Origin of the sequence: Anoxybacillus eryuanensis, assembly GCF_051200995.1 — a bacterium.
Lineage (GTDB): Bacteria > Bacillota > Bacilli > Bacillales > Anoxybacillaceae > Anoxybacillus > Anoxybacillus tengchongensis.
Genome location: NZ_JBPODS010000008.1, coordinates 16,191 through 35,009, shown reverse-complemented (window position 1 = coordinate 35,009; position 18,819 = coordinate 16,191). Strand labels below are relative to the sequence as shown.

The 18,819-nt window shown below is 40.3% G+C and carries 19 protein-coding genes and 1 other annotated feature; all 19 genes read left to right on the top strand.

What is annotated here, in order from left to right:
• Positions 1-3 precede the first annotated feature (3 nt).
• Positions 4-720: a response regulator transcription factor gene (locus HNQ84_RS09060; protein ID WP_183242061.1), complete on the top strand. Its 717-nt coding sequence runs from the start codon at positions 4-6 to the stop codon at positions 718-720.
• The gene (pnpS, locus tag HNQ84_RS09055) at positions 713-2,476 is read left to right on the top strand and encodes a two-component system histidine kinase PnpS (RefSeq protein WP_435621908.1); all 1,764 of its coding nucleotides are present in this window, start codon (positions 713-715) and stop codon (positions 2,474-2,476) included. The genes HNQ84_RS09060 and pnpS overlap by 8 nt, the downstream gene beginning before the upstream one ends.
• Before the next feature lie 194 nt (positions 2,477-2,670).
• Complete coding sequence (polA, locus tag HNQ84_RS09050; RefSeq protein WP_435621907.1) at positions 2,671-5,298, top strand: DNA polymerase I; 2,628 nt, start codon at positions 2,671-2,673, stop codon at positions 5,296-5,298.
• Positions 5,299-5,314: 16 nt separating this feature from the next.
• Positions 5,315-6,136, top strand: a complete 822-nt coding sequence (gene mutM, locus HNQ84_RS09045) for a DNA-formamidopyrimidine glycosylase (RefSeq protein ID WP_183242067.1) — start codon at positions 5,315-5,317, stop codon at positions 6,134-6,136.
• 67 nt (positions 6,137-6,203) lie between these two features.
• The gene (ytaF, locus tag HNQ84_RS09040) at positions 6,204-6,827 is read left to right on the top strand and encodes a sporulation membrane protein YtaF (protein WP_055440071.1); all 624 of its coding nucleotides are present in this window, start codon (positions 6,204-6,206) and stop codon (positions 6,825-6,827) included.
• Positions 6,828-6,835: 8 nt separating this feature from the next.
• Positions 6,836-7,441: a dephospho-CoA kinase gene (gene coaE, locus HNQ84_RS09035; RefSeq protein ID WP_435621906.1), complete on the top strand. Its 606-nt coding sequence runs from the start codon at positions 6,836-6,838 to the stop codon at positions 7,439-7,441.
• A 107-nt stretch (positions 7,442-7,548) separates the two neighbouring features.
• Complete coding sequence (locus HNQ84_RS09030) at positions 7,549-8,577, top strand: glyceraldehyde-3-phosphate dehydrogenase (RefSeq protein WP_435621905.1); 1,029 nt, start codon at positions 7,549-7,551, stop codon at positions 8,575-8,577.
• A gap of 241 nt (positions 8,578-8,818) precedes the next feature.
• Positions 8,819-9,193, top strand: coding sequence for an adenosylmethionine decarboxylase (gene speD / locus HNQ84_RS09025; protein ID WP_435621904.1), 375 nt, complete (start codon positions 8,819-8,821; stop codon positions 9,191-9,193).
• A gap of 74 nt (positions 9,194-9,267) precedes the next feature.
• Positions 9,268-9,660, top strand: coding sequence for a cytosolic protein (locus HNQ84_RS09020; protein WP_435621903.1), 393 nt, complete (start codon positions 9,268-9,270; stop codon positions 9,658-9,660).
• Between the two features lie 62 nt (positions 9,661-9,722).
• Positions 9,723-10,193 carry a transcriptional regulator NrdR gene (nrdR, locus tag HNQ84_RS09015; RefSeq protein ID WP_032100345.1) on the top strand — a complete coding sequence of 157 codons (471 nt, stop codon included), beginning with the start codon at positions 9,723-9,725 and terminating at the stop codon, positions 10,191-10,193.
• Positions 10,194-10,226: 33 nt separating this feature from the next.
• Positions 10,227-11,624, top strand: coding sequence for a replication initiation and membrane attachment family protein (locus tag HNQ84_RS09010; RefSeq protein ID WP_435621902.1), 1,398 nt, complete (start codon positions 10,227-10,229; stop codon positions 11,622-11,624).
• A gap of 10 nt (positions 11,625-11,634) precedes the next feature.
• Positions 11,635-12,567 (top strand): primosomal protein DnaI, encoded by a 933-nt coding sequence (gene dnaI, locus HNQ84_RS09005; RefSeq protein WP_435621901.1) that lies wholly within the window; start codon positions 11,635-11,637, stop codon positions 12,565-12,567.
• 64 nt (positions 12,568-12,631) lie between these two features.
• Complete coding sequence (gene ytxC, locus HNQ84_RS09000; protein ID WP_435621900.1) at positions 12,632-13,486, top strand: putative sporulation protein YtxC; 855 nt, start codon at positions 12,632-12,634, stop codon at positions 13,484-13,486.
• A 295-nt stretch (positions 13,487-13,781) separates the two neighbouring features.
• Complete coding sequence (thrS, locus tag HNQ84_RS08995) at positions 13,782-15,713, top strand: threonine--tRNA ligase (protein ID WP_435621899.1); 1,932 nt, start codon at positions 13,782-13,784, stop codon at positions 15,711-15,713.
• Positions 15,714-15,831: 118 nt separating this feature from the next.
• Positions 15,832-15,955, top strand: a sequence feature (ribosomal protein L20 leader region).
• Positions 15,954-16,523 carry a translation initiation factor IF-3 gene (gene infC / locus HNQ84_RS08990; RefSeq protein ID WP_435621898.1) on the top strand — a complete coding sequence of 190 codons (570 nt, stop codon included), beginning with the start codon at positions 15,954-15,956 and terminating at the stop codon, positions 16,521-16,523. Its footprint overlaps the feature before it by 2 nt.
• A gap of 19 nt (positions 16,524-16,542) precedes the next feature.
• Complete coding sequence (gene rpmI, locus HNQ84_RS08985; RefSeq protein ID WP_003397838.1) at positions 16,543-16,743, top strand: 50S ribosomal protein L35; 201 nt, start codon at positions 16,543-16,545, stop codon at positions 16,741-16,743.
• An 18-nt stretch (positions 16,744-16,761) separates the two neighbouring features.
• Positions 16,762-17,121: a 50S ribosomal protein L20 gene (gene rplT, locus HNQ84_RS08980; protein WP_003397837.1), complete on the top strand. Its 360-nt coding sequence runs from the start codon at positions 16,762-16,764 to the stop codon at positions 17,119-17,121.
• A gap of 60 nt (positions 17,122-17,181) precedes the next feature.
• Positions 17,182-17,670, top strand: a complete 489-nt coding sequence (locus HNQ84_RS08975; RefSeq protein ID WP_435621897.1) for a dUTP diphosphatase — start codon at positions 17,182-17,184, stop codon at positions 17,668-17,670.
• A gap of 55 nt (positions 17,671-17,725) precedes the next feature.
• The gene (locus HNQ84_RS08970) at positions 17,726-18,811 is read left to right on the top strand and encodes a M42 family metallopeptidase (protein ID WP_435621896.1); all 1,086 of its coding nucleotides are present in this window, start codon (positions 17,726-17,728) and stop codon (positions 18,809-18,811) included.
• Positions 18,812-18,819: the final 8 nt, after the last annotated feature.

The window sequence follows — 18,819 nt, the reverse complement described above, 5'->3', positions numbered from 1 at the left end:
GTTATGTCGAAACGTGTGTTAGTTGTCGATGATGAGCAGTCGATCGTTACGTTGTTAGAGTACAACTTAAAACAGGCAGGGTTTATCGTATTGACAGCCTATGATGGAGAAGAAGGGCTTCATAAAGCGTTAGAGGAGCGTCCCGATTTTATCATTCTTGATTTAATGTTACCGAAATTAGATGGGATTGAAGTATGCAAACAGTTGCGCCAACAAAAAGTAATGACCCCTATTTTAATGTTGACAGCAAAAGATGATGAATTTGATAAAGTACTTGGGCTTGAATTAGGTGCCGATGACTATATGACAAAGCCATTCAGTCCACGTGAAGTTGTGGCACGCGTTAAGGCAATCTTACGACGAACGACCATACCTGGACAAGAAGAAAAACAAGAAAGTAGCGACGATTCGCTCGTTGTCGGACAACTAAAAATTTTCCCAGATCGTTATGAGGCATATTTTGCACAACAAAGATTAGAACTCACTCCGAAAGAATTTGAATTATTAGCATACTTAGCGAAATATAAAGGACGTGTATTGACACGTGATCAATTATTAAGTGCAGTTTGGAACTATGACTTTGCGGGGGATACACGCATTGTCGATGTGCATATTAGTCATTTGCGTGACAAAATCGAACATGATACGCGAAAGCCTGTATATATTAAAACGATACGGGGCTTAGGATATAAATTGGAGGAGCCGAAAGCGGATGAATAAATTTCGCTCCCGGCTATTGCTCGGGCTTATTTCCGTCATTTTGTCGGTTTTATTCGGTCTAGGTTTGCTATTAGGTCAATTGTTTCAAAAGTTTTATGCAGATACTGTGCATGATCGAATGGAGAAAGAGGCAAAACTTTTAGCCTTATATATGGAAAATAAATCGCTTCAGTCTGATATGTTTGAACAACGATTGAACGCCATTAGCGATATGCTGTCTGCTCGCATCACCATTGTTGATCGAGACGGAAAAGTTCTGTTAGATACAAACAATTACGTGTTGATTGATAAAAAACGTCATCAAAAGCTCATTCAAACGTTATTAAAAAAAGAAGATGAATCAGTTATATTTGAAGAAGAACAAGACTTATATTATTATGCAGTTTCATTTTGGCAACGCGATCAACAACTCGGATATATTGTCATAAGTTTGCCGATGGATGCGATTGAGCGGGTGGACGAACAAATTTGGTTGTTGCTCACGTTCAGCTTGAGCATTGCTTTTTTCATCATTCTTTTATTAGGTATTAAAATTACAAACCAGTATACGAAACCGATAGAAGCAGCAACAAAAGTGGCGATGGAGTTGGCACGTGGCAATTATAAAGCTCGAACGTATGAAAGTCGAGAAGACGAAACAGGCATGCTTAGCCAGTCGCTAAACATTTTGGCGCGCAATTTACAAGAGATGGTTCGTACACAAGAAATGCAACAAGATCGATTGCGGGCATTGATTGAAAATATGGGGAGCGGCTTAATTTTAATTGATCAGCGTGGGTACATTTCGTTAATGAATCGATCGTATAAAGAAATGTTTCATATTGATCCATCAGATTACATACATCGCTTATATTATGAAGCGTTTCCGCATCAAGAAGTCATTGCCCTTGTAGAAGAAATATTTATGACAGAAATAAATGTACGGAAACAAATGCTTCTTCCGATTGGTATTGAACGAAAACATTTTGAAGTGTACGGAACGCCAATTATCGGGACAAATGACGAATGGAAAGGGATTATCGTTGTGTTCCACGATATTACTGAACTTAAAAAGCTTGAGCAAATGCGAAAAGATTTTGTGGCCAATGTCTCCCACGAATTAAAAACGCCGATTACATCAATTAAAGGTTTTGCAGAAACGCTATTAGATGGGGCGATGAATGATGTTCAAACACTTGAATATTTTTTAACGATTATTTTAAAAGAAAGTGAGCGTCTTCAACATTTAATTCAAGATTTGCTTGATTTGTCGAAAATTGAACAGCAAGGATTTACGTTAAATATATCCGTTGTTGACTTGAATGAGGTATTGAAAGAAGTCATTGTCATGCTTGAATCAAAAGCGAACGATAAACAAATTACATTGACATGTACATCGAATGCAACGCTTTGTTATATGTATGGTGATTTACATCGTTTAAAACAAATTTTTATTAATTTAATTAATAATGCTATTGCTTATACACCAGCTGGTGGGCGTGTAACAGTTTATGTGGAGAAAGACGATAAAGAGTTACGCGTTCATATAAGTGACACAGGCATCGGAATTGAACAAAAAGAAATTCCGCGTATTTTTGAAAGATTTTATCGTGTAGACAAAGCACGAAGTCGTAACTCAGGTGGGACGGGTCTTGGATTAGCGATTGTGAAACATTTAGTAGAGGCGCATCATGGTACAATTTCTGTAAAAAGTGAAGTGGGGGTAGGGACGACATTCACCGTTCATTTTCGTGCAGATGCTTGTGCAGACGACTGATTTTTAACGATATATTTACAATTAGTTTACCATGTATTAAAAAAATATTGGTAACATAGCAAGTGAAAACCCCTTCATCCAAGAAGCCGATTGTCTTGGAATAGGCGAGGACAACGAATGTTCTCGTCTTTTTTCTTTTTTGGCGGTGATCGTGGTAAAATAAGCGTAAATGAATAAAAGAGGGGGTTTTCTGTTTGGCGAACAAATTAGTCTTAATTGACGGCAACAGCATCGCTTATCGCGCTTTTTTTGCATTACCGCTCTTACATAACGATAAAGGTGTTCATACAAACGCCATTTACGGCTTTACAACGATGTTAATGAAGCTTATTGAAGAAGAGCAACCGACGCATATGCTCGTTGCGTTTGATGCAGGAAAAACGACATTTCGACATGAAGTGTATACAGAATATAAGGGCGGAAGACAAAAAACGCCACCAGAATTATCAGAACAGCTTCCTTTTTTACGTGAACTGCTTGATGCATATAACATTCGTACGTATGAACTTGAAAATTATGAAGCGGATGATATTATCGGGACGCTCGCAACACAGGCGGAAAAAGAAGGATTTAACGTTGTCATCATTTCGGGTGATCGTGATTTAACTCAATTAGCGTCTGAACGCATTCATGTGCATGTGACAAAAAAAGGAATAACAGATATGGAACGATATACGCCAGAACATATCTTTGAGAAGTATGGATTAACGCCTGGACAAATTGTTGATTTAAAAGGATTAATGGGGGATGCATCAGATAATATTCCGGGAGTTCCGGGAGTGGGAGAGAAAACGGCATTAAAATTATTAAAAGAATACGGAACAGTTGAACGTGTGCTTGCCTCACTTGAACATATTTCTGGAAAAAAACTAAAGGAAAACTTGCAAACGTACCGTGAACAAGCGTTACTAAGTAAACAGTTGGCAACCATTCGTCGCGATGTTCCGCTGACGCTATCGCTCGATGAATTAGCATGGCAGTCGTATGATGCAGAGAGATTGGCATCTTTATTTCAAGAGCTAGGTTTCACATCGCTAATGGACAAAATTAGTAATAATTCAAAAGAACAACCAACGTTAACGGATATTTCATTTGTTACTGTTCAAACGATTGATAAACACATGTTGACAAATGAAGGTTCACTTGTTGTTGAAGTGATGGATGCGAATTATCATCGAGCGCCTATTCTTGGCTTTGCGCTTGTCAATGAACGCGGACACTTTTTTATCCCGACGGACGTTGCTTTAGCGTCGTCTGCATTTAAAACGTGGCTTGAAGATGAGCAATGCAAAAAAAGTGTATTTGATGCAAAACGAGCGATCGTTGCGCTAAAGTGGCACGGTATTGACCTCAAAGGTGTCGATTTCGATTTATTATTAGCCGCATATTTACTCAATCCGACAGATGCTAATGGCGATGTGGCAGCTATTGCAAAAACGAAACAATATACAGATGTACAAAGTGACGAAGAAGTATACGGAAAAGGGGCAAAACAAGCCGTTCCGTCGACAAGTGTATTAGCTGAACATCTTGTCCGAAAAGCAAGAGCGGTTGCTTCGTTGAAAGAAACATATATTCATGAACTAAAACAAAATGAACAATTTGAATTGCTTATTCACTTAGAGTTACCACTTACGTTCATTTTGGCACAGATGGAGTTCTACGGTGTAAAAGTGGATGTAAATCGTTTGCAAGATATGGGGAAAGAATTCGCTGCTCAACTTCAACAAATTGAGCAACGCATTTATGAATTAGCAGGAACGACATTTAACATCAATTCCCCAAAACAACTAGGGACGATTTTGTTTGAGAAATTACAGTTGCCGGTTGTAAAAAAGACGAAAACAGGTTATTCAACCTCGGCGGATGTTTTAGAAAAATTAGCGCCGTACCATGAAATCATCGAGCAAATTTTACATTATCGTCAGCTCGGAAAATTACAATCGACATATGTAGAAGGATTAATGAAAGTTGTTCGAAAAGATACAGGAAAAGTGCATACCATTTTCCAACAAGCGCTCACTCAAACAGGACGTTTAAGTTCAACGGAGCCCAATTTACAAAACATTCCGATTCGTATTGAAGAGGGAAGAAAAATTCGCCAAGCGTTCGTCCCATCTTTTGATGACTGGGTGATTTTTTCTGCTGACTATTCGCAAATTGAGTTGCGGGTGTTAGCTCATATCGCTAACGATGAAAATTTAATTGCAGCATTTCATCATGATCTCGACATTCATACGAAAACAGCGATGGGTATTTTTCATGTGAAAGAAGAAGAAGTGACTGCTCAAATGCGCCGGCAAGCAAAAGCTGTCAACTTCGGCATCGTTTATGGGATTAGCGACTACGGATTGTCGCAAAACTTAGGCATTACACGCAAAGAAGCAGCGGAATTTATCGAGCGCTATTTCCAGAGTTATCCGGGCGTAAAACGGTATATGCAAGAAATTATACAAGATGCAAAACAAAAAGGATATGTCACGACGTTGCTTCACCGTCGTCGTTATTTACCGGATATTACGAGCAGTAATTTTAATGTTCGTAGCTTTGCGGAGCGGACAGCGATGAACACGCCAATTCAAGGAAGTGCAGCGGACATTATTAAAAAGGCGATGATTGATTTAGCTAGCCGTTTACGTGAAGAAGGACTACAAGCTCGTTTGTTGCTACAAGTACATGACGAACTCATTTTAGAAGCGCCAAAAGAGGAAGTTAATTTGTTGAAAAACATTGTTCCCGATGTAATGGAAAATGCTGTTTCATTACGTGTTCCGCTAAAAGTCGATTATCATTTTGGACCGACGTGGTATGACGCAAAGTAAGGAAGGGTGAACATGCATGCCAGAATTACCGGAAGTCGAAACGGTGCGACGTACATTACTTCCTCTTGTTGTTGGTAAAACGATCGAACGTGTGAACGTGCTTTGGGAGAAAATCGTTCAACACCCTGAAGTAGAGACATTTTGCGAACGATTGAAAGGGCAAACAATTTACGACATCCAGCGGCGAGGGAAATTTTTAATTTTTCAATTGGATAATGTCGCTCTTGTTTCCCATTTGCGTATGGAAGGACGTTATATATATGAAAAAGAGGATACACCATTTGATCGGCATACGCATGTCTTTTTTACATTTACCGATCGCACGGAACTTCGTTATCGCGATGTGCGGAAATTTGGTACGATGCATCTGTTCGATAAAGGAAAAGAATTACACGTTCCTCCTTTGTCAAATATCGGACTTGAGCCACTTGACGAGCAGTTTACTGTTTCATGGCTTAGCGACCAGCTTCAACGCACGAAGCGAACGATTAAAGCGACATTGCTTGATCAAACAATTGTCGCAGGATTAGGTAATATTTATGTCGATGAAGTGTTGTTTCGTTCTTCCATCTCTCCAGAGCGTGTAGCAACTACGCTAACTGTCCAAGAAATCGAAGCGTTACATAAAGCGATTATTCAAACGATACAAGAAGCGATTGAAAAAGGCGGAAGTACCGTTCGAACGTACGTTAATACGCAAGGGAAGACAGGGACGTTTCAAACGCAATTATATGTATACGGCCGAGCAAACATGCCGTGCCGTCGTTGTGGGACACCTATTATAAAGACAACTGTGGCTAATCGCGGTACACATTATTGTCAGCATTGTCAAACATAGCATAAGAACATTGCCTAGGCCTCTTCCATATACTATGGTAGCTTTTCAAAGGAAGGGGCGGGCGTATATGATTACGTGGTCTTTAGTTTTGCTTGCTTTAGCTGTGAGCATCGACGGTTTGACTGTCGGTGTTACGTATGGTATGCGGAATGTACATATTCCGCTTCGTTCGTTGCTTATTATTTCGCTTTTTTCATGCATGACATTTTTAGTAGCGATGGGCATTGGTCGCATGCTTTATATGTTTTTTTCACCAACCGTTGCTAATGCAATGGGTGGGAGTATATTAATCATATTAGGATTATGGATGATCATTCAATTTATGCTTAAAAGAGATGACAATGAAGAAAAATTTTTAATGAACGTAGAAATTCGTTCGCTCGGTATTGTCATTCAAATTTTACGCAAACCGACGATGGCTGATTTTGACCGCTCGGGAACGATTACAGGGATGGAGGCGGTATTTTTAGGCATCGCCCTGTCGCTCGATGCGTTTGGAGCAGGCGTGAGCGCTGCGCTTTTAAATTATTCTGTGTTGTTTACTACATTTCTCGTTTGTTTGCTTAGCTTTAGTTTTTTATTTAGTGGGTTAAAAATTGGAAAATCGTTTAGGAAGTATGACTGGCTACAAAAATACTCGTTTTTACCTGGGATTATGCTTATTGTTATTGGGATTTTTAAAATGAGGTAGGGGTGAGGATGGTGTTAACGATCGGATTAACTGGGGGCATCGCTAGTGGGAAAAGTACGGTCGCGGCAATGTTCCGTGACTTACATATTCCTGTCATCGATGCAGATGAAATCGCTCATCGTGTCACATCAGTTGATGGCGAGGCATATCAACCGATTATAGAAACGTTTGGGCGCGACATTTTAGATTCAAATGGTGCGATTGATCGACGTAAGCTTGGTGCGATCGTATTTTATGATGAACAAAAGCGAAAACAGTTAAATGCCATTGTTCATCCACTTGTTCGCAAACATATGTTGCAACAGAAAGAGAAATATGCAAAAGAAGGGGAAAAAGCAGTTGTTCTTGACATTCCGCTTTTATTTGAAAGTAAATTACAGCATCTCGTTGACCGTATTCTCGTTGTGTATGTGGATGAACAAACTCAACTTCATCGCCTTTGTGAGCGCAATGGATTTTCCGTTGAAGAAGCATGGGCGCGGATAAAAGCACAAATGCCACTTGAAGAAAAAAGAAAAAAAGCAGATGAGATCATCGATAATAATGGAACGATCGAAGAAACGAAACAACAATTGCACACCTGTTTAATGCGCTGGGGTGTCCTTGGAAAATAGGATGCCCTTTTTTTATTTTTTTATAGCATAAACACCTTAAAAATGTTATACTATTTTTGTATATAACAGATAAATAGTATAACACATATATTGAAAGGGGCTATATAATGAAAGCGAGAGTAGCGATTAACGGGTTCGGACGCATCGGACGTATGGTGTTCCGAAAAGCTATTATGGAGCATGATCTTGACATTGTAGCGATTAATGCGAGCTATCCGCCTGAAACGTTAGCTCATTTAATAAAATATGATTCAAACCACGGTAAATTTGACGGAGATGTCATTGCGGTTGAAGACGGCTTAATTGTAAACGGAAAAAAAGTGCAATTGCTAAATTCACGTGATCCACGGCTATTACCATGGGGAGAACTTCAAATCGATATTGTTATTGAAGCAACAGGAAAGTTTAACGCAAAAGAAAAAGCAATGATGCACGTCGAAGCAGGAGCAAAGCGCGTCATTTTAACTGCACCTGGAAAAGATGAAGATGTAACGATTGTTATGGGAGTCAATGAACATATGCTTTCCCCAGAGCACGTCATCATTTCAAATGCTTCGTGTACAACAAACTGTTTGGCGCCTGTTGTGAAAGTGCTTGATGAAGCATTTGGGATTGAAAATGGACTCATGACAACTGTCCATGCATATACGAACGACCAAAAAAATATTGACAATCCGCATAAAGATTTACGTCGTGCACGTTCATGCGCACAATCGATCATTCCGACAACAACAGGTGCGGCGAAAGCGTTAGCGCTTGTATTACCACATCTAAAGGGGAAAATGCATGGTATGGCGTTGCGCGTTCCAACACCAAACGTTTCACTTGTTGACGTCGTTGTCGATGTGAAAAAAGACGTCACCGTCGATGAAGTGAATGAAACGTTTATGCAGGCTGCGCGTGGATCGTTAAAAGGAATTTTAGACGTGACGATGGAACCGCTTGTGTCCATTGATTTTAACACAAATCCACATTCTGCCATTGTCGATGGCTTATCAACGATGGTGATCGAAAATCGCAAAGTGAAAGTATTAGCATGGTATGATAACGAATGGGGCTATTCATGTCGCGTTGTCGACTTAACAAAGCTTGTTGCGAAACAATTGTTAAAAAATGAAACGGTTACGATGTCATAACGCTGGGGGTTCCCAGCGTTATTTTTCTACCCATTTTACAAAAAAATAAAAAACAATATTGAAAAAAATATATAAACGAAGTATACTATTTTTCGTGAACTTCTTGAACGCGTGGTAATGTGACTACTTAAAGGGTTAGGACCTCTTTGGACTAACTTTCCCCCGTGGTAGTTGTACATTCCAGAAAGCAAAAGAAATTCATCGTTTATTTTTTTAAAATTCATAAAAGGGGGATACGATCATGGATACAATGGGTCGTCACGTTATCTCAGAACTTTGGGGATGCGATTTTGATAAGTTGAATGACATGGAGTTTATTGAAAAAACATTTGTTGATGCAGCATTGAAGTCTGGTGCTGAAATTCGTGAAGTTGCGTTTCATAAATTTGCACCACAAGGCGTTAGCGGTGTTGTTATCATTTCTGAATCACATTTAACTATTCACAGTTTTCCAGAACATGGTTATGCGAGCATCGATGTTTACACATGTGGACATCTAGATCCAACGATTGCAGCTGACTATATTGCAGAAGCATTAGGTGCGCAAACGCGTGAAACAATTGAATTGCCTCGTGGTATGGGCCCAATTGAAATTAAACGAGCAAAAGCTTTATAATAAAATGTAAGAGAAAAAGAGGTGTAGATTCTGCACCTCTTTTTATCATTCATTGAAAAGCGAGGAGACGAACGGTGAAATGGAAATACGTATTAACAAATCATAATGAAACATCTGAACGTCACCCGGATGAACAACTAAAAAGTCGCTATTATAAAATAACACAGTCTGCTGCATTACAAGCGGTAAAAGAAATATTTGAACAAATGGATGGATGTCGCATTGTGGCGATTTCAGCAGAACACGGAGAAATAAGCGTATCCCTCACGAAAGGAAAAAAAGCATTTATTGTTGCGACAATCGTTTCTGTTCGCCCATTTGAAACAGCCGTTGATTTTTCAGTAACGACAGAAACAACATGGTTGCCGATTGATTTTGGATTTAGTCGCCAACTTATTATTCGTTTATACGATCAATTAGCTAAACGATTCACATATATCGGATCAGGAATATATGGCGATAAATAGTTGTATATACGCCTTTTTTTGTCTACTATAAGGGTAAGATTACTGCTAGGGAGCTGATACATATGAAATGCCCGTCGTGTCACCACAATGGAACGCGCGTGCTCGACTCGCGTCCGGTTGATGAAGGGCGTTCCATTCGCCGTCGGCGTGAATGTGAACGTTGTCATTTTCGGTTCACAACGTTTGAACGGATTGAAGAAACGCCGTTAATTGTTGTGAAGAAAGAAGGAACGAGAGAAGAATTTAGTCGTGAAAAAATATTACGCGGGCTCATTAAAGCGTGCGAAAAACGGCCGGTTGCGCTTGAACAGCTAGAGGAAGTGACGCAACAAATTGAGCGAGAGTTGCGCAACAGCGGTATAAATGAAGTGAAAAGCGAAACAATTGGAGAAATGGTCATGGAACGGTTATCGAAAATTGATGAAGTCGCTTATGTTCGTTTTGCTTCTGTATACCGTCAATTTAAAGATTTAAATGTCTTTATTGAGGAATTAAAAGAACTTATTAAAAAAGAACAAGGAGAAAGGGCATAATGTGCTCTTTTTCATATGAAGAAGGTCGATAATATGGAATATAGTTGGAAAGAATTAATTGCCGTCGACCGATATATTGTGCATGCGAATGGGGTTTTAAGCGAACTAGACCGAAAAGTATTGACGCTTTTATATCAACCTTTAATCGGGGCTCAAGCATATAGTCTATATATGACGTTATGGAGCGAACTAGAGCAAGCACGTTTATGGAGCGAAGAGACGACGCATCATAGTTTAATGGCAATTATGCAATGCAGTTTGCCGACGATATATGCTGAACGTTTAAAGCTCGAGGGCATTGGGCTGTTGAATACGTATATGAAGCGCACGAATGAAAATGATGAACGCGTATTTATTTATGAACTTTGCCTTCCTCTTACACCAGAACAATTTTTTACTGATGGTGTTTTAAACGTATTTTTATATGATCGTGTAGGAAAAACAAAATTTCAAAAGTTGAAAAAGTTTTTTTCTGATCGTGCCATCGATCGCACTTCTTTCATACCCGTTACTCGCTCATTTCACGATGTATTTTCATCGATCCAACCTGAAAAAATGATTCATAAGTTAAGCGACGAAGCGAAGCAAGAAGTCATGTTGCAAGACGGACAGCAGTATATAGGAAAAGAGCAAGCGATGTATACGATGCGAGATGATATATTTGATTTTGACACATTTTATGCAGGACTGTCCCATCATCTTGTTCCACGTCGTGCGATTACTGAAAAAGTGAAAGATGCGATCAAAAAGCTAGCTTTTTTATATGGCATTGGCCCGCTTGACATGCAAAAAATTGTGATGAGTGTTATAGATCCGGCTGAACAAATTGATATCGAAGCATTAAGAAAAGCAGCACAAGAATGGTATCAATTTGAACGTGGTGAGGCGCTTCCGCGTCTATATGATCGTGTGCAGCCGTTAGAGGAGCGGACGATGGCGCATGTCGAGCCAAAAAACGAAGAAGAATATTTAATGAAGCAGCTTGAAACCGTTTCGCCGAGACAACTACTTATGGACTTTTCTGGTGGCGTTGAGCCAGCGCTAGCAGATTTGCAGCTCATTGAAGAGATTATGTTTAAACAAAAATTGCCACCAGGTGTTATGAATGTGCTGATTTATTACGTCATGCTGCGTACAGATATGAAGCTTCCGAAAAAATATGTAGAAAAGATCGCTAGTTCATGGGCGCGAAAAAAAGTGCGCACAGTGAAGCAAGCGATGGAATTGGCGAAAAAAGAAGCGCGTGAATACGAAACATTTATAAAAGAAAAAGAGAAAAAAGGTTCGAAAAAGCCGATTCGTACTGAGTTATTGCCAGATTGGTTACAAACAGATTATTCACAATTTGAGCGAAAACAAGTGAAATCGGAAGAAGAGCTAGAACAAAAACGACGCGAGTTGGAAGAACGGTTGAAAAAGCCGAAAAGTTAGGGGATAAATGATGAAACCAATTCGGGAAACGATCCATCATTTAATGAATCGTCATGATTTTAAAGAGCGATATGAGGCGATGAAGCGCGATATTTTAAACGATCGACACGTTCAATCGTTTTTACGTGGTCATGATGTGACGGATGCGATGTTGAATCGACATCTCGGGAAATTGTATGAGTTTGTGCAACAAAGTAAGCATTGTGAACGTTGTCCAAGTTTAGAACAATGTCCGAATTTACTGAAAGGGTACACACCTCATTTAATTTGGCAAGGGAAAAACATTGATGTACAATACGAGCGCTGTGCTCGTAAAGTGCAAGATGATGAACGGAAAAAACAACAGTCGCTCATTCGTAGTTTATTTATTCCGCGTGACATGCTACAAGCATCATTTGATCAGTTAGAGACGGACGATCTTGGAAGAATTGAAGCGATCGAACTTGCGAACACATTTGCTTCAACGTATGAAGTAGGTAAACGAACGAAAGGACTGTATTTATACGGTTCTTTTGGCGTTGGAAAAACGTATTTGTTAGCAGCGATGGCAAATGAGTTAGCCCAAAGACATATTGCTTCATTTCTTGTGTACGTGCCGGAATTTGTTCGTTCATTAAAGTCATCGCTTCAAACGGACGCGTTTCAAGATACGATTGAATATGCAAAGCAAGTGCCTGTTCTTATGCTCGATGATCTAGGGGCAGAACTAATGTCAAGTTGGTGGCGCGACGAGGTGCTCGGTCCGATTTTACAATATCGTATGCTTGAGCATTTGCCGACATGCTTTACATCGAACTTTGATTTGAAACGTCTTACCCATCACTTCGCTCACTCACAACGAGGTGAAGAAGAACAGGTGAAAGCGGCTCGAATTATTGAGCGAATTGTTTATTTAGCTACTCCGATCGAGATGAAAGGAAAAAATCGACGAATCGAAATGTGATAAACAGACGGTGTTCCCCATATATATAAAACAAGCATGTTTTTGGAAAAAGGGAGGGGCACCGTTGATTTATATCGTATTTCAAGATGGACAAGATGCACAACGGCTTTTTGTGGAATTGAATAAAGCACCACAACCATATGGAAAATTGTTTTACGACGACAAGACGATTACCGTCTTCTTTCATGAATCGAATATTGCCCATATGCGCGCATTGTTCATTCCGATTTTTACTTCATGTATCATTCAAGCGTTTGAAGCACGTTGGATTTTATCAATTATTTCCCGTACGTTCTTTTATGAGAATGAAGAAGAGCAACAACAAATTTTACAGCTGACTTACTCGTTTATTGATGGAGAAAGGTACGACTATCGTCTCGGAAAAAAATTGATTATGCCGCGCGAGCAATTAATTGCTCAATCGCTACATGAATGTTTACATGAAGGTGTATTTTCGTTCGAGTCGCTTATGACTTTTCGGTTAAAGCCGTATTATGATCGGTTGATGCATTACGTTGAATTAGCCATTGACGAATACAAACTAGAACAAGAATATCAAGCGTTTGTTCATATGTTGCGCGAAATTGTTGCATCACGTCAGCCGAAAATGAACGTGCTTCATGTAGTATATGAGAATGAAACGTTTCAATTTTTTGATGGTCAATTTTTGTACTTGTCACCGCAACAACTAAAGCAGTTCATCGATCGACGAATCATGGTGAGCCAGCCGATGTACATTGATACATCTGTATTAGCTCCGCTCGTATCGATGGCGCCGGAAAAAATATATATGTATACAGATGTCACAGATGTGGGAATGATTCAAACGATTCAAAATGTATTTCAAGAGCGAATGGAGCTTCGAACACCTCTTGATTTTCCAAAGAAATATGCTTATAATGACATACATAATGAATAAGGTCAAAAGTGATGATGAGGACATGGGTGTATGTTTACGGTTCACAGAGAGGGAAGGCATAGGCTGAAACCTTCCTAACACGAAAGATGCACTTACCACCTCTAAACTTCAGCAGTGAACAATGGGACGATGCCCCGTTTAGTAATTGCTGACGGTTTGCGCCGTTATCGAAATGAAGCCGTTTATACGCTCGTTTGATATTTGTATAAACGGGAAGAAGGGTGGAACCACGAAGCCAACTCGTCCCTCGTTTTTGGGACGAGTTTTTTTATTTTTAAAAAAGGAGTGGATAGCTTTGGTGGATGTAGTAAAAATCACATTTCCAGATGGAGCAGTAAAGGAGTTTCCGAAAGGAGTGACAACAGAAGACATTGCGGCGTCAATTAGTCCAGGCTTGAAGAAAAAAGCAATTGCTGGGAAGCTGAACGATCGCATGATTGATTTGCGTACACCAATTGAAGAAGATGGCGCACTTTCGATTATTACACAAGATATGCCAGAGGCGCTTGATATTTTGCGCCATAGCACAGCGCACTTAATGGCGCAAGCGGTGAAACGACTATATAAAGATGTAAAGCTTGGTGTTGGTCCTGTTATTGAAAACGGTTTTTACTATGATATTGATGTTGATGTGCCAATTACAGCAGAAGACTTACCGAAAATTGAACAAGAAATGAAAAAAATTGTAAAAGAAAACTTAGACATCATTCGTAAAGAAGTGAGTCGTGAAGAAGCGATTCGTCGCTATGAAGAAATTGGAGATCATTTAAAAATTGAACTCATTCACGACATTCCGGAAGGAGAAGTTGTCTCCATTTACGAACAAGGAGAATTTTTCGATCTTTGTCGCGGGGTGCACGTGCCATCAACAGGAAAAATTAAAGAGTTTAAACTGTTAAGTGTGGCGGGTGCGTACTGGCGTGGCGACAGCAAAAACAAAATGTTGCAACGTATTTACGGAACAGCCTTTTTCAAAAAAGAAGATTTAGATGAATATTTACGCCTTTTACAAGAAGCGAAAGAGCGCGATCATCGCAAGCTTGGAAAAGAACTCGACTTATTTATGACATCGCAAAAGGTCGGACAAGGATTACCACTTTGGCTTCCAAAAGGAGCGACGATTCGCCGAACAATTGAACGTTACATCGTTGATAAAGAGTTGTCGCTTGGTTATCAACACGTATATACGCCGGTGCTTGGCAGCGTCGAGTTATATAAAACGTCTGGTCATTGGGATCACTATAAGGATGGTATGTTTCCACCAATGGAAATGGATAATGAGCAGCTTGTATTACGTCCGATGAACTGCCCACATCATATGATGGTGTATAAACATAAAATTCATAGCTATCGCGAACTGCCAATTCGCATCGCTGAACTCGGCACGATGCACCGTTATGAAATGTCTGGAGCGCTTACAGGCTTGCAACGTGTGCGCGGCATGACGTTAAATGATGCACATATTTTCGTGCGCCCAGATCAAATTAAAGACGAGTTTAAGCGCGTCGTCAATTTAATTTTAGAGGTATATAAAGACTTCGGTTTAACTGATTATTCATTCCGTCTGTCGTATCGTGATCCACAAGATAAAGAAAAATATTATGATGACGATGCGATGTGGGAAAAAGCACAAAGCATGTTAAAAGAGGCGATGGACGAACTCGGACTTGACTATTACGAAGCGGAAGGAGAAGCGGCGTTTTACGGTCCGAAATTAGACGTTCAAGTGCGCACAGCGCTAGGAAAAGATGAAACATTATCGACTGTGCAATTAGACTTTTTACTGCCAGAACGTTTTGATTTAACATATATTGGGGAGGATGGAAAACCGCATCGTCCAGTCGTCATCCATCGTGGTGTCGTATCGACGATGGAACGCTTCGTCGCTTTCTTAATTGAAGAGTATAAAGGCGCGTTCCCAACATGGTTAGCACCTGTACAAGTGCAAGTGATTCCAGTCGCTCCATCTGTCCATATGGACTATGCGTATGAAGTAAAACATGCGTTACAAGCGGCAGGCATTCGCGTTGAAGTCGATGAACGTGAAGAAAAAATCGGTTATAAGATTCGCGAAGCACAAATGCAAAAAATTCCGTACATGCTCGTTGTCGGGGATAATGAAGTGAGTGAAAGAGCAGTAAACGTGCGAAAATATGGCGAACAAAAGAGCGAAACGATGCCGCTTCATGCGTTTGTCGATTTCATTCAAAAAGAAGTGCGTAAATAATATAGTTGCATTTTTTCTTCATGTTTGTTATAGTTTTATTTGTTGTGATCAATTGACATCAGTTGACAATGTATTTCCGTTTATGGTATATATGTTAGAGTAAAAATAAATACTTGTTTGAAACAAGCAGAAGCACCCGCTTCTCACCTGATCGACGCCATATGGCTGTTAACAGGTTTATGACAAAACAAATGTTGTCATCGAGACGTGTGGGTGTATTATGCCCACACGTTTTTTGTTATGTGCGTTCTGCTTTTACAAACAAGTTTGAAAAAACCGTGGAGGTGGCTAGTTATTAGCAAAGATTTTATTATTAATGAAAACATTCGGGCACGTGAAGTTCGTTTAGTCGATCCAAACGGCGAACAACTTGGGATTAAGACGAAACAAGAAGCGTTAGAAATTGCGGCGCGTTTAAATTTGGACTTAGTGATGGTTGCACCAAATGCGAAACCGCCAGTATGTCGCATTATGGATTATGGCAAATTCCGTTTTGAGCAACAAAAGAAAGAAAAAGAAGCGCGCAAAAAGCAAAAAGTAATCAACGTGAAAGAAATTCGTTTAAGCCCAACGATCGAAGAACATGACTTCAACACAAAATTGCGCAACGCGCGGAAGTTCCTTGAAAAAGGAGATAAAGTAAAGGCGACGATTCGCTTTAAAGGACGTGCGATTACGCATAAAGAAATTGGTCAGCGCGTGCTTGATCGATTTGCTGAGGCGTGCGCGGATATTGGTACGGTTGAAACGGCTCCAAAAATGGACGGCCGCAGCATGTTTTTAGTGCTAGCACCGAAAAACGACAAATAACAAAAGGGAGGAACACCTTATGCCAAAAATGAAAACTCACAAAGGCTCAGCGAAGCGTTTCAAAAAGACAGGAACAGGCCAATTAAAACGTTCACACGCATTCACTAGCCACTTATTCGCAAACAAAACACAAAAACAAAAACGTAAACTTCGTAAAGCAACGCTTGTATCAAAAGGCGATTTCAAACGCATTCGTCAATTGTTAGATAACGTAAAATAATTTTAGGAGGGAAATATTATGCCACGTGTAAAAGGCGGTACAGTCACACGCAGACGTCGTAAAAAAATTCTTAAACTTGCAAAAGGATATTTCGGTTCGAAACATCGTTTATATAAAGTTGCAAACCAACAAGTCATGAAATCGTTAATGTACGCGTATCGCGACCGTCGCCAACGCAAACGCGACTTCCGTAAACTTTGGATTACGCGCATTAACGCAGCAGCGCGCATGAACGGTCTTTCTTATAGCCGTTTAATGCACGGATTAAAACTTGCAGGTATCGAAGTAAACCGCAAAATGCTTGCTGATTTAGCGGTAAACGATGCTGCGGCATTCACACAACTTGCAAACATCGCAAAAGAAAACTTAAACAAGTAATAAAAGAAATGGCCATTCTCCCTTGAGGGGATGGTCATTTTTTATAAGAGGGGGAGAAAAATGAATTTACAAACATTATTTTCTATGCAACGACAATTAGATGAGCGAATTGAGACAGAACGAGGATTGAGCGGTGAACGTTTAATTGAACGTAAGTTGTTAGCTCTTCTTGTTGAAATTGGAGAACTCGCGAATGAAACGCGCTGTTTTAAATTTTGGAGCTCAAAGCCGAAAGCGGCGGACGAAACGATTTTAGAGGAATATGTCGACGGTCTTCATTTTATTTTATCGCTCGGGCTCGATCTTTCCCTTTATGAACATATCCAATGGCCACATGTGCAAGAAAGTAAACCGCTTGTTGAACAGTTTTTATACGTATTTGAAGCCGTTCAGACGTTTCGCGAAAAGATGGACGAACAAGCATACGGTCGATTAGTATATGCGTATGCACAGCTTGGTCATGCGCTTCAATTCAATGCTGAACAAATTGAACGAGCGTATGTCGCAAAAAACGAAGTGAATCATGAGCGACAAAGTCACAATTATTAACAACTGTCAAAATGTTTAGTATAATGAGTGTTGTACATAGAGAGGAGTGACATACGTGAAAAAATTAGATGAAACGTTAACGATGTTGAAAGCGTTAACGGATGCGAAAGGCGTTCCAGGGAACGAACGAGAAGTGCGCGAAGTAATGAAGTCGTACATCGCTCCGTATGCTGATGAAGTGACAACGGATCGTCTTGGTAGCTTAATTGCGAAAAAAGTAGGAAAAGAAAATGGACCGAAAGTCATGATTGCTGGCCATTTAGATGAAGTAGGTTTTATGGTGACGCAAATCGATGAAAAAGGCTTCATTCGCTTCCAACCGCTCGGAGGCTGGTGGGGGCAAGTCATGCTTGCTCAGCGAGTGACAATTGTAACGAAAAAAGGCGACATTACAGGCGTCATCGGTTCAAAACCGCCACATATTTTACCTGCTGAAGCAAGAAGAAAGCCGGTAGAAATCAAGGATATGTTTATCGACATCGGGGCTTCAAGCCGTGATGAAGCGATCGAATGGGGTGTGCGTCCGGGTGATGCGATCGTTCCGTATTTTGAATTTACCGTGATGAATAATGAAAAAATGTTGCTTGCAAAAGCATGGGATAACCGCATCGGTTGTGCCGTTGCGATCGATGTGTTGAAACAATTAAAAGATGTGGAGCATCCAAACGTCGTGTATGGCGTTGGTACAGTGCAAGAAGAAGTGGGCTTGCGCGGTGCGCGAACATCTGCTTTTGCGATCGAACCAGATATTGCATTTGCGGTTGATGTTGGCATTGCTGGTGATACACCAGGTGTATCAGAAAAAGATGCGATGGGAAAACTCGGAGGTGGACCGCATATCGTTTTATACGATGCAACGCTCGTTTCTCACAAAGGATTGCGAGAATTTGTCGTTAACGTTGCGGAGGAAATGAACATCCCGTACCGCTTTGACGCGATGCCAGGCGGTGGAACAGACGCTGGTGCGATCCATATGACGATGCGCGGCGTTCCAGCGCTCACCATTTCCATCCCAACGCGCTACATTCACTCTCACGCTGCCCTTCTTCATCGCGACGACTATGAACAAACGGTAAAACTATTAGTCGAAGTTATTAAACGACTTGATGAAGATAAAGTGAAAGAAATTACGTTTGATTAAAAAATAGC